Source organism: Enterococcus infantis, assembly GCF_049166715.1.
Lineage (GTDB): Bacteria > Bacillota > Bacilli > Lactobacillales > Enterococcaceae > Enterococcus_C > Enterococcus_C leclercqii.
In genome coordinates this window covers 59702-73590 of record NZ_JBMHFB010000002.1, presented here as the reverse complement: position 1 = coordinate 73590, position 13889 = coordinate 59702, and the positions used below count along the sequence as shown (strand labels likewise).

General features: G+C 44.7%; 10 protein-coding genes. 3 read left to right on the top strand and 7 right to left on the bottom strand.

Going from position 1 to position 13889, the window contains the following annotated elements; genetic code table 11:
* Nucleotides 1-171: 171 nt before the first annotated feature.
* Nucleotides 172-891, bottom strand: coding sequence for a glucosamine-6-phosphate deaminase (locus ACOMA8_RS02925; protein WP_421368357.1), 720 nt, complete (start codon nt 889-891; stop codon nt 172-174).
* Nucleotides 892-1313: 422 nt separating this feature from the next.
* Between ACOMA8_RS02925 and sdaAB the strand changes: the two genes are divergently transcribed.
* Together sdaAB and sdaAA are read left to right on the top strand one after the other, a co-directional pair.
* On the top strand, nt 1314-1979 hold the full coding sequence (gene sdaAB / locus ACOMA8_RS02920; RefSeq protein WP_161898892.1) for an L-serine ammonia-lyase, iron-sulfur-dependent subunit beta: 666 nt from the start codon (nt 1314-1316) through the stop codon (nt 1977-1979).
* Nucleotides 1980-2032: 53 nt separating this feature from the next.
* Nucleotides 2033-2917, top strand: a complete 885-nt coding sequence (gene sdaAA / locus ACOMA8_RS02915) for an L-serine ammonia-lyase, iron-sulfur-dependent, subunit alpha (protein WP_161898959.1) — start codon at nt 2033-2035, stop codon at nt 2915-2917.
* Between the two features lie 147 nt (nt 2918-3064).
* Here sdaAA and ACOMA8_RS02910 read toward each other — a convergent pair whose 3' ends face one another.
* The 4 genes from ACOMA8_RS02910 to ACOMA8_RS02895 are packed head-to-tail and all read right to left on the bottom strand — an operon-like array spanning nt 3065 to nt 10327.
* Nucleotides 3065-5155, bottom strand: coding sequence for a DUF5054 domain-containing protein (locus ACOMA8_RS02910; RefSeq protein ID WP_421368355.1), 2091 nt, complete (start codon nt 5153-5155; stop codon nt 3065-3067).
* Nucleotide 5156: 1 nt separating this feature from the next.
* The gene (locus ACOMA8_RS02905; protein WP_421368353.1) at nt 5157-7625 is read right to left on the bottom strand and encodes a glycoside hydrolase family 38 N-terminal domain-containing protein; all 2469 of its coding nucleotides are present in this window, start codon (nt 7623-7625) and stop codon (nt 5157-5159) included.
* 47 nt (nt 7626-7672) lie between these two features.
* Nucleotides 7673-8575 carry an ROK family protein gene (locus tag ACOMA8_RS02900; protein WP_421368351.1) on the bottom strand — a complete coding sequence of 301 codons (903 nt, stop codon included), beginning with the start codon at nt 8573-8575 and terminating at the stop codon, nt 7673-7675.
* Between the two features lie 21 nt (nt 8576-8596).
* Nucleotides 8597-10327 (bottom strand): class I mannose-6-phosphate isomerase, encoded by a 1731-nt coding sequence (locus ACOMA8_RS02895; RefSeq protein WP_421368348.1) that lies wholly within the window; start codon nt 10325-10327, stop codon nt 8597-8599.
* 239 nt (nt 10328-10566) lie between these two features.
* Here ACOMA8_RS02895 and ACOMA8_RS02890 point away from each other — a divergent pair, with 239 nt between their 5' ends.
* Nucleotides 10567-11295 (top strand): GntR family transcriptional regulator, encoded by a 729-nt coding sequence (locus tag ACOMA8_RS02890; RefSeq protein WP_161898887.1) that lies wholly within the window; start codon nt 10567-10569, stop codon nt 11293-11295.
* Between the two features lie 214 nt (nt 11296-11509).
* On the opposite strand, the gene ACOMA8_RS02885 is transcribed toward ACOMA8_RS02890, so the two are convergent.
* A complete protein-coding gene (locus ACOMA8_RS02885) occupies nt 11510-12388 on the bottom strand; it encodes an ROK family protein (protein WP_421368345.1) in 879 nt (292 codons plus the stop codon).
* Nucleotides 12389-12403: 15 nt separating this feature from the next.
* Nucleotides 12404-13783, bottom strand: coding sequence for a family 43 glycosylhydrolase (locus ACOMA8_RS02880; protein ID WP_421368342.1), 1380 nt, complete (start codon nt 13781-13783; stop codon nt 12404-12406).
* Nucleotides 13784-13889: the final 106 nt, after the last annotated feature.

The following is a 13889-nucleotide window of genomic DNA, read 5'->3' as shown; positions in this document are numbered from 1 at the left end:
ATGAGAAATGCAAGAAATTTTTATTGGTGTTTCGCCGTTAGCAGCTTTGCGAATTACTAATGTTTTCGTTCCCCGGTACACAAAAAGGTAGGAAACCTTGCTTTCGGTTTTCCCACCTTTTGTTCTCAGATAATTGGTATCTTATGTGAAACAATTTGTTCGAGGCTATTTTTAAAGCAGGTCTTTGATCTCAGCTGCTGCTTCTTCATCTAAAATCAGCGTCAAATCTGGGTGCAACTGCAAAACAGAAGAAGGAATTGTTTCTGTCACAGGTCCGAAGAAAGCCTCTTTAATAATGGCAGCTTTCTTTTGTCCGTTGGCAATCATGACCAGCTGCCGCGTTTGCATGACACTTTTAGGACCCATCGTTACATAAAAATCCGGCACCTTACTACTGTCCCCACCGACTTCATGAGCCAATCCTTCTTTTAACTTCGAACCAATGGCAACTTTACTGGTGAGGTCTCCGAATTTAGTAGTTCCTGGCAGGTTGCCACAAAAATGACCGTCACTGCCGATTCCCATCAAGATTAAATCCAGTCCTCCTGCCGCCTGCAGCCGCTGATCTTGGCTTTCCCAATTGGTTTCGTTGAGCTCATGGATGTTCTTTTCAGCAATCTGCGCTGGCTCAAAAAAGAGGGTCGTCAAATTACGTGTTGTCACCCCTTGTTTTTCTCCCACGATAGGAATCTCGTCAAAATTGTAGAAGTGGACATTTTCCAAATAGCTGCGTCCTTTAACTTCCGGCACCAGCATCTGATACATGCCCACTGGTGTTGCCCCGGCAGTGATGGCCAGATTGACTCGATGATGTTTATACATTTTTCCCAATAACAGATTTGCCGCGGTTCGGCTCATGGCTTCATAGTCTTTTTCAATGATAATCTTCATAGATTCACCTTCCTACTCCTCCTATTTAAAAAGCGCTTACATAAAAAGTATAACATTTCCTTTTCATCAGACAAGCCAAACAGACGTCATTTTTTTCGAGCAAACGCCGCTAAAAATTACCACCGTCAGAACTGAGCCAATCGTCTGATCACCGGCCTTCGAAGCGAACACTACCAACTATGAGCCCTAAGTAAAAGCCAAGTTATTTCCATAAAAACAGCGGGATAGTCGCAGATCGATTCTTATTCATTTAAAAACATATTTTACTAGACTCCAGCCAATTCTTAAAAAAAATCAAACGCCAAGAAAGCGGCTCTTTTATTCCCGCAAATTTGTGGTACACTACCTCTGGAATAGTCCCTTTTTTAGAGGATCTGATTTGAATGATAGCACCGGCCACAGCCGGACAATGAGGTGCAAAAATGGATCAATTGAAATACCGCAGTGTTTTTGACATTATCGGACCCATCATGGTGGGTCCTTCCAGCTCCCATACAGCCGGTGCTGCCCGCATCGGGAAAGTCGTCCGCTCCATCTTCGGCGAACAGCCGGATTCCGTGGATATCTATTTGTATGAATCATTTGCGAAAACTTATCGCGGCCATGGTACCGATGTAGCGCTGGTGGGTGGTCTTTTGGGAATGGCCCCTGACGACGCGCGCTTGGCAGACTCGCTGAAGATTGCCTATGAATCTGGCATGGAGGTCTTATTCGTTCCCCGTAAGGAAAAAGCAGAACATCCCAACTCCGTTAAAATGTTACTGACCAAAGGCAAGCGTAAAATGACCGTCACTGGTATCTCTATCGGTGGGGGGAATATCCAGATTAGTGAGCTTAATGGCTTCAAAATTTCATTGACGATGGGAACTCCGACTTTCATCACGGTTCATCAAGACGTTCCGGGAATGATTGCCAAAGTCACCAATATTTTCTCCAATGCTGCAGTAAATATCGGGACGATGACCGTCACACGGGAATCAAAAGGCGAAAAAGCCATCATGATCATTGAAGTAGACGAACCCAGACCAGATATTAAAGAACAGTTGAAGCAGTTAGAACACATCGATAGTGTCACTTACTTCGACTGATTTGATTACCCTAACCTGTCTACTGCCTATCACAAGAGAAGAGGAAAACAACGATGTTTTTATCAATAGCTGAATTGGTGACTCAAGCCCGCGACTACGACAGCGTGGCTCAACTGATGATTGCCACTGAAATGGAAATGACCGGCCGCAGCGAAGAACAAATTCTGGAGTTGATGGAACGTAATTTAACCGTCATGGAAAACTCAATTGCCGAAGGAGTTGCCGGCGTTCGTTCAGTCACGGGTCTGACTGGCGGAGATGCTACCAAACTAAATGACTACCTGGCAGCGGGCGATTTTTTAAGTGGCGACACGTTACTGACCGCCGTTCGCAATGCCATTGCCGTGAACGAAGTCAATGCCAAGATGGGCCTGATTTGTGCTACACCGACTGCCGGTAGTGCCGGCGTGGTGGCTGGCGTTCTGACTGCTGTCCGGGATCGTCTGCATATGAATCGCCGGCAACAGTTGAATTTTCTATTTACTGCCGGCGCTTTTGGACTGGTAATCGCCAATAATGCTTCTATCTCTGGTGCAGAAGGGGGTTGTCAGGCAGAAGTGGGCTCGGCCAGCGCCATGGCAGCCGCAGCCTTGGTTTGTGCCAAAGGTGGCACGCCTCACCAAGCTGCACAGGCCGTCGCTATTACCCTCAAAAATATGATGGGGCTCATCTGTGATCCCGTCGCTGGTTTAGTGGAGGTTCCTTGTGTCAAACGTAACGCGCTAGGTTCTTCCCAAGCCATTGTTTCAGCGGACATGGCCTTGGCAGGGATCGAAAGTGTGATTCCGCCGGATGAAGTCGTCGCTGCCATGTACCAAGTCGGTCGCCAAATGCCTAGTATTTTCAAAGAAACAGCAGAAGGAGGCCTAGCCGTCACGCCAACAGCTCTGCGCTTACAAAAAGAAATCTTGGAACGACAAACTGGCAACCCAGTTTAACCATTCATTTAAGGACAAAAACAGCCCGCAAACACGATGTTTGCGGGGCATTTTTTTTGAAAGTCAAAAGTGGCAATTCCAGAATCGCTCCGATTTTTGCAGCTTTATCAGGTTTCTGGCAAAGTATTTCCAAAGGTTACTATCTGATCAGATAGTTTCCCATAGTTCCCATTCCAATGCCAAATGACAATTAAAATCGCCTTCGTACCATGCTGGGAAGTTGGTTCCCCAAACATTATTGAAGAGATTCATGTAGAACCCCTCGTTTAAATTTGGTAGCTCATTGTCAAATTGAAGCAGTTTGCGTCCACCTAATGAGAGTAACGGTGCTTCTTGACTCATGAGACGTAATTTTCCCTCACTTCCTTGGTAAGTCATACCCTTACTGGACAAAAAATGTAAATTACGATTGCCTTTTTTTACTACATTCAATGGGTCAATCCAGCACCCCAACTTGTTCATCTGCCAACGAGAAGCATTTTCTGTCAACAAACTGGTCTCTAACCAATAACTCTCGGGTGCTCGATTAGCAACTTTACCCGTTAACTGACAGTGTAACTCCAACCGTCGCGCTGACAAATCTAGCGTATAAACTAATTTTTGGCTTGTTGGCAGTCCCCACATTTGTTGTTGTTCTTTTGGATAGGCTACTGAGAGCAAAAAAACTATTTGTTCACCCATTTTGGTAAAAGTAGCCTCCTGAATAACTGGTTTCAATAACCCGCTTGTGATTTGCGGTATCGCTTCAATGCCGCGACGACCGAAGTCCCCCATTGCCCAGCCAGCCGTCCAGTGATTCAACCGACTGTAACTTTTAAAAAAATTCTGATAATCAACTGCATCGAAACGCTGATAGGAAAGCTCTCCAAAGCGACCATTTGCACCGATTAGCTGGTGCTCGTTTACCCGAAAATCATCAATACCCCCGCTCACAGTAAAACGAATCCGACAATCACCCAAAATATAGGTTTCACCAGGAGTTAGTGGCGTTTCGCCGGTAGTCAAAGGTAGTTGACCTTTCTTTTCAAGATACTCAGCGACCTCTTTTTGTAGCGCTTCTGGCAATTCAGCAACCGCTTTTTCTAGGTATCCTCGTTGTTCTTGCCATGATTGTTCGCCTAGACTATATCGACGTTGATTACTCTTTTCTTCCCAATCGATATCAGTACTGACTACAGCCATCAAATCTCCGTAATCCATCGTCTGGCGATTATGATTGAAAGTAATCAGATCTTTTTGACGAGCAACTTGCAGCTCTTGTGGCAAAAAATTTTTATAGTCTGGTAGATAAACATTCCAGTTCACCCCCCAAGTATGTTCGGCCACCATCAGCAACCAGGAAGAAAAACGGCGATATACAGGGGAATCCTTTATCAGTTTACCCTTCGCTAACCACTGCTCCCGCAAATTCAGCAGATGACGGTAAGTTCCCATTTTTTTTGGATCAGACATCGCACCATGGATCCAAGTATCCCCAATTTCTTCTTTGATTACTGGCAAAGTTTCTTGATAAGGCAAGATTGCCTTAGCAAATTCATCTAATGTCGACGGAACGATTTCATAGTCAGGATAATCCTCATGAAGCTTTTCGTAGAGATTAAGGATCTCCGCTTGATCCTTCGGCGGCCCGGCATTATCATGGCTATGAGCAAAATATAAAGCATCCGGCCAATCAGAACGATCAAATACCGCTCCGTAGTCTTTTGCATAATGGCAAAGCACTCGAGAGCCATCCGGTGCTTCCCAGACGAATAGCTCTGGTACTTGCGGCAATGCTGAACTGGCATTAACCCCAATATGCAGATAGCGTATTCCAGCTTTTTCTAGTAGCGGAACTAGTGCAATCGTATGTCCAGGAATATCCGTCATTTTAGCAGCAATAGTCGTCTGACCAAAAGCTTGATCCAACCGCTGAGAAACTGAAAGGGCATATTCCGCCAGTTCACGATCCATCAATTCCGTATGAATTGTAAAGGGGAGTCCGTGCCAACGGATTGTTCCTTTTTCAATCCCGCGACACATTCTCTCTTTGTCGGTCGCCGAAACAGAAGGATGTTTCAGATAGAAATCTATCAGCCACGAGCCTGTTGTCCAAATAAACTTGTCGGGAAGTGCTTCTCCCAGCTCCAAGGCCCTCGGGATGAAATCCTCCAAATACTGATTAATCACATTTTCTGCCAAATCGGTGAAGCCGATATCCAAATGAGTTTTGAAAACCACGTGTAGTTTTTTCTTCACATCAATTCTCCTTCTTTTCTGTATCTTGTTTGAAAGCAATCACTGGAACCCCCTCAACCTGAGCTTTGGCAATCGCAGTAGCTGGTGCAACCTCACTTTGGACATCTGGCAGATAGAGCACATATTCAAACTCATAAAATCCTGCTAAATCTACATTAAAGTTGGTTTCCCAAAAATTATTCATGACCCAAGAATACATCACATTCCTGTTGAGAAGGTGGCTTTCTGGTGTGCAAAGAGCTACTAGCTGACTTGTCATTGGACCAAATGTCACTAACGGCGTATCTTTGACTGCAACAAACAGCTGTTGGTCTTGGTTGGTGTAATAAACGCCGCTGTCGACTAAATAAAAGCTGGTATTTGTGCCTGGTAGCTGATCGATTCCAGGCCGCATTATCCCTCCAGATTTTTCAAGATAGCAGGTGGTTTCAATCGGTGTTCCTAAAGTCAACGGCAATGCAACATACAGATTTTCTGGGGCCCACTCAATCTCTTTTTGCAGCCTAATCTTACTATCAATGCGGGGGATTTCTTTGTAAACAGTCAGCTCTACATCGTACATCTTGGTGCCCACCAGTGTGTAAGATAACAATAATTTGGCATATACGGGGCCATTTTCCAATAAGCGCAAGTCTTTTAAGCTAGAAAAACTACGTCTGGTAGCTGGCGATTTACGATTACGTCCCATTTTTCGTCTGACTCCACAAGGATCTCCATCTGATGGTGTTACTTCATAGATTCCAGAAAACAATGCTTCCTCAGCTTGCGGATGTATCAGTTCACGACCACTTGGCAAATGCCGTAAGGAGCGAATTCCAACCTCGCCATCCAAAGTCAGTTGAAAATCTTTTGTCAATACACCATAGGCAGAGACATCATGAGAATAGCCTTCATAAGACGCGATGTCTGCGACTAACTCCGTCCCAGTATGCGCACGATTGGAAAACTTTACAGATGGGGCGGAAACTTTTTTTCGTCGCAAACCGACCTCCAACATTTCCCCAGGAGCCAAATCTACCATAAATGATATTTTTTTGCCCCGTGAACTGTGACTCGTCTGAGAAGGCAATACCCGATTGTCGCTAAGAGATACAACTTCAGCAATCGCTTCACCGGTCCAGGGAAAGTATGAACCGTTGACGGTCTGCCAATGTTGCAAGTAGATGTCAGCAATTGTCTTTATCTGGAAATCATGGGGATTGATAATCCGATACCCATTTTCCCCCTCCAGATGATTGGTGGTCTCTCCATAAGCTGCCAACACATCGTCTAGTTCTTCAGAAATTAGTTGATGCCCATTGACAGCATAAGACATCTTGCGCATTCCTAGAACATTCACGAAGCTGTCCCAGGGCTCCTCAACGGAAGAATGAAAGCCCCAAGTGTGCTCGGCATAAAGCATCATTTGATTTTCTGCTTCTTGCAGCTGTTCAGCATCTCCTAGTTTTCCATGAGGATCTAGTTTACGAATTAATCGTCGTTTTCTCTGAGCATCTCGGTACAACTTGGTAGCCGCTGGTGTCGAACCCACACCATCCCCCCACCAGTCAGGCCAATCGCCTCGATAGACCGGTAAATCCAAATCAGAATTGCGAAGCTCTTCAAAAAATTCACTTAACGTCACTAATTTGACCACTACCTGTTCCTGATAGCGCTGATTCCATCGTCGAATTCCCTCCATCATCCTAGGTGAGGTTGGTGAATTGTCTGTCACGATTCCAGAAATCATGGCGGGAATGAAATCAAAGGGATAGCTTTCTTGATCCAGTATTGTCAAATACTCGCTGACTCGCTGCTCCGTGAGCTTCAGTTGCTCCTGCCAATCAGACTCAGTAAATCCTTCTACATCAAACTGACGACTTTGGTCAGTATTCGGGCTGAACAAAAAATCATTGCCAAGCTGGTAATGATCGCCATTCCAAACCAATAGACGATTGCCAGTAGCTGTCTCCCACCAAAATGGTACCTGCTTATGGAACAATGGGAACATTCCATGATGTGTGTGCAAACAAGAAAAGAAATTCCGAATCCCCGCCTGATACATCGTTTCAGCATACGCCCAAGAAAATCCGTTGATATCTGCTGTCATCGCTGAGTCAAACTTTCGTGAAAAGCGTTCTGTGTAGTTCTTCGCTTCGGTAAGTTTTCGCAACAAGATTTCGTTATCCACCAGTTCAGTCATATTTAAATAAGTTAGTGACAGATCAATGGTACCGGCAGCAACATACGTTTCAAAAGTCCGAATCTCATCAGGAGTTGCCCTCTTTAAAAATTGTTCTACCTGCCAAAAATTTTCGCAGGTATATCGATAACCTTTCCACTGAGGCATCTCACCGGTTTCAATCTTTTTCAAGAAGCGAAGGCTGTCACGAATGTACGCTGCATGGTAGCGGCTAATCTTTTCCTGGCGATCTGTATAACCAATATCCGTATGGGAATGATGGATCAAATAGATAGTTCTAACAGTCATGATAAATAAACTCCTTATGCAATTTCAAATTGGATCTATTTTGGTTTTTACGGATTTACCCCACGTCTTTCCTCCAATCGCTTATACAAGCCTCGTAATGCCGCAGTAGTTAAGTCTCCGCTGACCCGTAGAGTTGCAGGGCACTCCTCCGCTAGCACTTCCCGCAGCCGCCCCTCAAAGAGTGGAAAACTACGACTAACTTGGCCCCCAAAGACCATTTCATCTGGTCGAAAACTACGACAATAGTCTTTCAAAGCTTCCCCCAATAATTCGCCAAAGGAACCAAAGATTGCTTGCGCTTGTGGCTCTTTGCTTCGAGCAGCTTTTGCCAATACGAAGGCCTCTACTTTTGGATAACCTGCTGCAGCCGCAAGTTTTTGTAAACCGGCTGCCGATAGCCAATTATCCAATATATCCCCACGAAACGGAATATCATAGATCATACCTTCTCGATTGATTCCAGAAAGTTCTGTTACGAATTCACCCTCTTGAATAAAAGCCGAACCTAAGCCAGTACCTAAAGTCAGGTAGATTCCCCTTTGTACTGGCGTAGAGGCTTGGTATTCTCCTAGAGCAAAGGCTCTGGCATCATTTTCAAACAATATCGGCACTTCTTGAACTCCATGATTAGACAGGCACGTCAGAAAAAAAGATTTTAGGTCTACACCATAGAGGGCATCATACTTGCCCAATCCCTGCATTTGACTAATTCCCATCTCATAATTAAAAGGGCCCGGAAAAGCAAAGGCAACACCACGAACTGTTCCACCCGTCTTTTGTGAATAACTCATCACCTGTTGAACAATTTCACAAAAGTGAGCAAGTAAGTTTTCTTTATTTGACTGTGAAATAGCAGAAAACTGCAGATCCTCAGTCAAAAGTCGTTGGCCGTTTCGCCAAATATTACATTTTATTCTGGTACCGCCTACATCAAAAAGCAAATCATCCATCTTTTTCACCTCGCAACTTATTCAGCGAATAAAAGCCTTGACTGTCATGCACGGCGTTCTTTCACAATCTCCCATTGGCGTGATTCGATATCGCATAATCTGTGCTGGAATAATGACCGTTTGTGCATAGGTGATAGTCATTGGCTCAAATTCACCGTCGGGACTATCAATAATAGCTTTTTCACCGGACACAAGATTCAAGACATTGACTCCATATGGGTTCTCGTGGATGACAGGTACCGTAAAGCGATGTCGCCGTGTTTCAATCCACTCCAGCTCATGAAGTCCGGTGCGTTCTTCTCGCCAGCCGTCTCCAGTTGCCAAAACCTCAAACTGGTTACATAGTTCTTTTTCTACAAAATGTTGATTGCATCGCAAGTCGATATTTTTTTCAGCGTGTTCCAAATGGACTGGTCGTGGGCGTCCGTTTAAATCAACTCGGCCCCAGTCCCACATTTTAAAGGTGAAGCGATTTGGTGTGGCACTGATTTCCAACACCACCATTCCCTTACCGCTTGAATGAATCGTTCCGGCGGGAATTAAAAAGTGGTCATGAGCAGCTGCTGGTCGTCGATAGATGTAGGCTTCACTATCAAAACCTGTCTCAGGGGCTTGAGCTGCTTTTAACGCTGCCATCAGCTCTTCTTTAGTCACACCGCTTTTTGTCCCGAGATAGACCGAAGCTTCCGGTTCTGCATGCAAGATATAATAGCTTTCATCTTGTGTATAAGGTAGACCGAAAACATTCTGGATATAACTTAGTTTTGGATGTACTTGTAAGCTTAGATTTTCTCCTGCTACCGTATCAAGAAAGTTGAAACGAATAGGGAAAGAATCTCCGAATCGTCCATACACTCGCGGACCAAGAAGTTCTTCGCCGGCTAGCAGTAGCAGATTCGTCCCTGGAGTCTCGAAGGTATGGTTTTGAGCTTCTAAAAGTAAACTGTTTTCTTCTGGAACACCATTGAAGCTCCATGCAAGATTAATTTCCTCCTGACGATGATTGAAAGTTTGCTGCATCCAATGTCCACCCCAGACACCAGGATCAAAGAAAGGCACCAATGAAAACGGCTGATTTACTACTTCTTTCATAGCAGAGCGGTACTCTTCCCCTCTCATCATAACTGGCTGTTTACGATGTAGCTCAAGAACATAATCCACTGTGGACAGCAGTTCCTTTTTGTAGCGATCTGCGATTGGCCAATCTAGATAAAAACCACGCTTGATAAGCTGCTCGCTGTCTGTTCCAGCATTGTCACAGCGCCAATTTGCTACCTCCCCAGCGCGCATTTTTAATTGAATTTCCCAGCGAGGTACATCCACATAGACCACCTGATCGGCAGTCGTCACCAAGCTAGCTCCCATTCCATAAATAATTACTAGCTTTTGATTAGCGTCAGCAAGCTGCCTCTGAAGCTGCTTCTGACCTGACGGATCGATAAATTCTCTCAACTGATGATTGCTCATGACACCAAACACCCGGTCGTCAGTCAAATTACGTGCCACCATTTTTTCGTATGCTAATCGAGGTAAAAAGAGCGTTTCACTGGAAAAAACCAGCGCATCTGAGAACGCATCCAGTAATGCTGCCTGCAATAATTTTTCATCGCTGCCAGGATATGTTTCAAAAGCGATAACCTTCCCCGGTGCAAACTTTGCATCTCGGCTAAGCTCCGCTATAATGGCACTGTAGCCTTCAAAAAAATTATACTTGCCCTGCAGTCGAACTGTCGGTGCAAATTGATAATCCATAGTCGTTCCTCCGTCTGTCATTGATATCCAAACTATATCACGATGGTTCGCTAGTTTCTGTCTATTTTCGAAGCTGATCTGACGGGATTTTTAGACGTTGTTCTACTTTTTGAGAGCTCTTTTTGTTAATACGATCAAAAAAACACTCAAACTTGATATCGATGAATTCGGCAAAAGAAATGATGCCTGACAAAAAAATGCCCTTTGCAGCTGTTTTGTCACAAGGAAGGAAGAAAAGCATGACTGAGAATATGAGTCATCATCCCTTATATATACAGATTGCTGAGTTGTTTCGCGAAAATATTCGCTTGGGAAAATGGCCTCAAGGAACTCGAATTCCCGCTGAATTGAAATTGAGTGAAGATTACCATGTCAGTCGGATTACTATCCGTAAAGCTATCGATGAATTGGTACGCGAACGTCTACTTTTGCGCCACAGAGGAAAAGGTACTTTTGTCAACGAGTACTCTGCTGATACTACGGAATACTCGACGTTGGCCAAAAGCTTCACTCGGGAACTTCTTGAACAAGGAAAAACCGTCCAAACACTGTGGGCGACAGTTGAAAAAGTACCGGCAAACGCCCAAATAGCAGCAAATTTACAGATACCATTGGGCTCTCTAGTCCTAGCATTAACTCGCCTACGAGGTACAGAGGACGGACTAGTGGGTCTGTTTAAAACCTTCGTTCCTTATCGGCCGTTTCTTTCCCTCTCGGCAAATGACTATCTAGGCTCTTTTTACAATCAGTTAAAGCGCCATGGGCTTTTAATGACTAACCAGCAGGAGTACGTTGAAGCGATGATGCCCACAAAGGAGCTGCAGAAAATTTTAAAAATCACAAAAGATGAGCCTATCTTGAAACGAGTTCGCTTTACGGCTGCTAATGAATCTTTTCGAGAGTACACCGAATGTTATTATATCGGCAAAAAATACCGCTACTATTTGGACTTTTCCACTTTCCTCTAACTCCTTTTGGAAACTAAAACATGACTAAAAGACCAACGAAAGTCATAGGCTTGGCTGACTTTTGTCGGTCTTTTTTGATTCTAACTGTACTACTCATCTTTTAAATCATTGGTAAGATCTTTTTTTATCACTACCTATCTACTAAATGTCTTGCTGTTCTTATCTAAATTTGGATCTAAATTTTACTGCAAAGACTCACTTTTTTCTGTAAGGATTACAACTTTTGGCAAACAACAATCTCTTTAGCCAATGCCAGACAGCCGGTAAGACCCGCATCATCTTCCAATGCCGGCGTCTTCAAGTAAGCAGACAACTCTGGGGTTGCCACATAACCCTTCAGCTTATCAGCAAAAGCCTGTCGTACCAACGGCAATAATTGTGGCTGTTTCATAACACCTCCACCTAAAATGATAATCTCCGGCGCATACAGCAGTGTCGTATTGTAGACACACTGGGCGATATAATCTGCTTCAATTTGCCAAAAAGGATCATTGGCAGTCAGATTCTGTGCCTTTTTTCCCAGCCGTTTTTCGATTGCCGGTCCAGCAGCCAGCCCTTCCAAACACTCGCCATGAAAAGGACAGTTGCCAAGATACGCATCCTTTTGGTGGCGCTGCAATAACATATGTCCCATCTCCGGGTGACTGAAGCCTTCCACAAAGCGACCATTTAATACTGCCCCACCGCCAACACCGGTACCAATCGTATAGTAGACAACACTTTTAAGTCCCTGACCGTGACCGGCAACATATTCGCCAAAGCAAGCCGCATTTACATCTGTGGTCCAAGCAATAGGAACTTCCAGCGCCTTTTTCAGAGTGCCGACAAAGTCATAGTTCTGCCAAGCCACTTTTGGTGTGGTGGTGATATATCCATATGTTAAAGAGTCCGTCTGAATATCAATGGGACCAAAAGAACCCACGCCAATTCCTGCCAACTCCTCCTGATACTTTTTGAAAAAAGTCAGTACTTGTATCATTGTCTCTGTGGGAGTGGTGGTGGGAAAACTGATTCGCTCCACTAAATTCAACTCATTATCACTGACACCGCAGACAAATTTCGTCCCTCCGGCTTCGATTCCACCATAATACATAGTCTTCATTCCCTTCTAATTGTTGCGTCGGATCACCAGCGGCTGTGTCTTAGCAGCGTAAATCCGATTTGATAAAGCCCGTCCCTGGTAATATAGTTGTATGATTTCGCCTTCTTTAACAATGGTCAGTGGCGACTCTTGCTCTATGATTTGCGGCAAAAACATCTCCGTAATCGCTTTACTATCGGCAATTTGGTCTTCAAATGTATTGTAATACGCCATCCGGCCGGACTTGCTATCAACTACTAGATGATTACTTTTGCCAAAGCTGATTATCAGCTTTTCGATTCCACCAGCAACTAAATCTAACTCATACGAGCCGGACTTTTCAGCGGGAATCGTGATTCCTGCGCCATTGGTTACTAACCTGGCATCTCCTGCTTTTAGTGTCTCAACTTCATTCGTTGAATCTAAATCCGGGCAAGCTACTAAGTTTGCCGCCCCATTGACTTTCAAGCGATGCCACGCCAAATTTCCCACCCAATTGTAAGCAAAATTGTCATCAGAGCGCTCTTTTGTAGGAATCCAACCCACAAGATACAATTGCTCCTTCATAGTTACCAGGCGCCCAGCATAAAAGCCGGCGCCATCCACATGGTCCACCTCTTCAGCCAAGGGCTCAAATGGACCAGTTGCCTTTTTTGCCACCCGATAGTGGACAACTCGCTTGTCCCATTGATCTGAAAAAGCCAGATACCACCGATCTTCAAAGTTTACCAACGACGGGCACTCAAGATTGGAGTCGTTTCCAAAATCGTTCACAAAAAAGACTCCCTGATCTTCCCAGTTCTTCAGATCACGGGAAACATATTTAGCAATCACGCCGGTGCCCTTTTGGCGCGTCGTGAGCAACATCCAATACTCATCACTATCCGGTGCCTGCATTACAAATGGGTCTCTGAAATCATCGCCCTCATAGTCCCCACTGGCAAAAAACGTATCTTCTGGCAACTTCTGCCACGTTTTGCCATCACGGCTGACTGCATGCATGATTCGCTCTTTTGGAGACAACTCCCCGTTATGAGCAGTATAGAAACAATGGTAGCCCCCCGCTTGGTCTTGCATCACTGTCCCGGTTCCCAGTGCCCGCTCAGGATCACGAACCTCATTTACATAAGGCAGCACCTCGCTGAAATGATTGTATTCACGAAAATTTTCAGTGGTTAACAGGCTGAAAGGATGAAAGCCTATCGCTGCATCTCGATGATCCTCCAAATAGTAAATCGCCATTTTTTTACCGTCAAAATAGGGCATCGGATCTCCTACAAATGTTTCGCTATTGCGAGGAAAGCGACTGACGATCCTTTCACCGGTACTCGCCTCTTTCAGCCAAAGCCCACCGGCCAAAAGACTCCCCGCAACCAGCGGTAGTGCCCAAAACCAGGTCTTTCTCATCTTGCTTTTCCTCCTACATTTCTTTCCAAATTCAAGATCTCCCTAGTGCTTGCTTTTGAATTAAGAGATAGCGGTTCTTTTGAAGCCGTGGCTTCTTTCAAAAAAA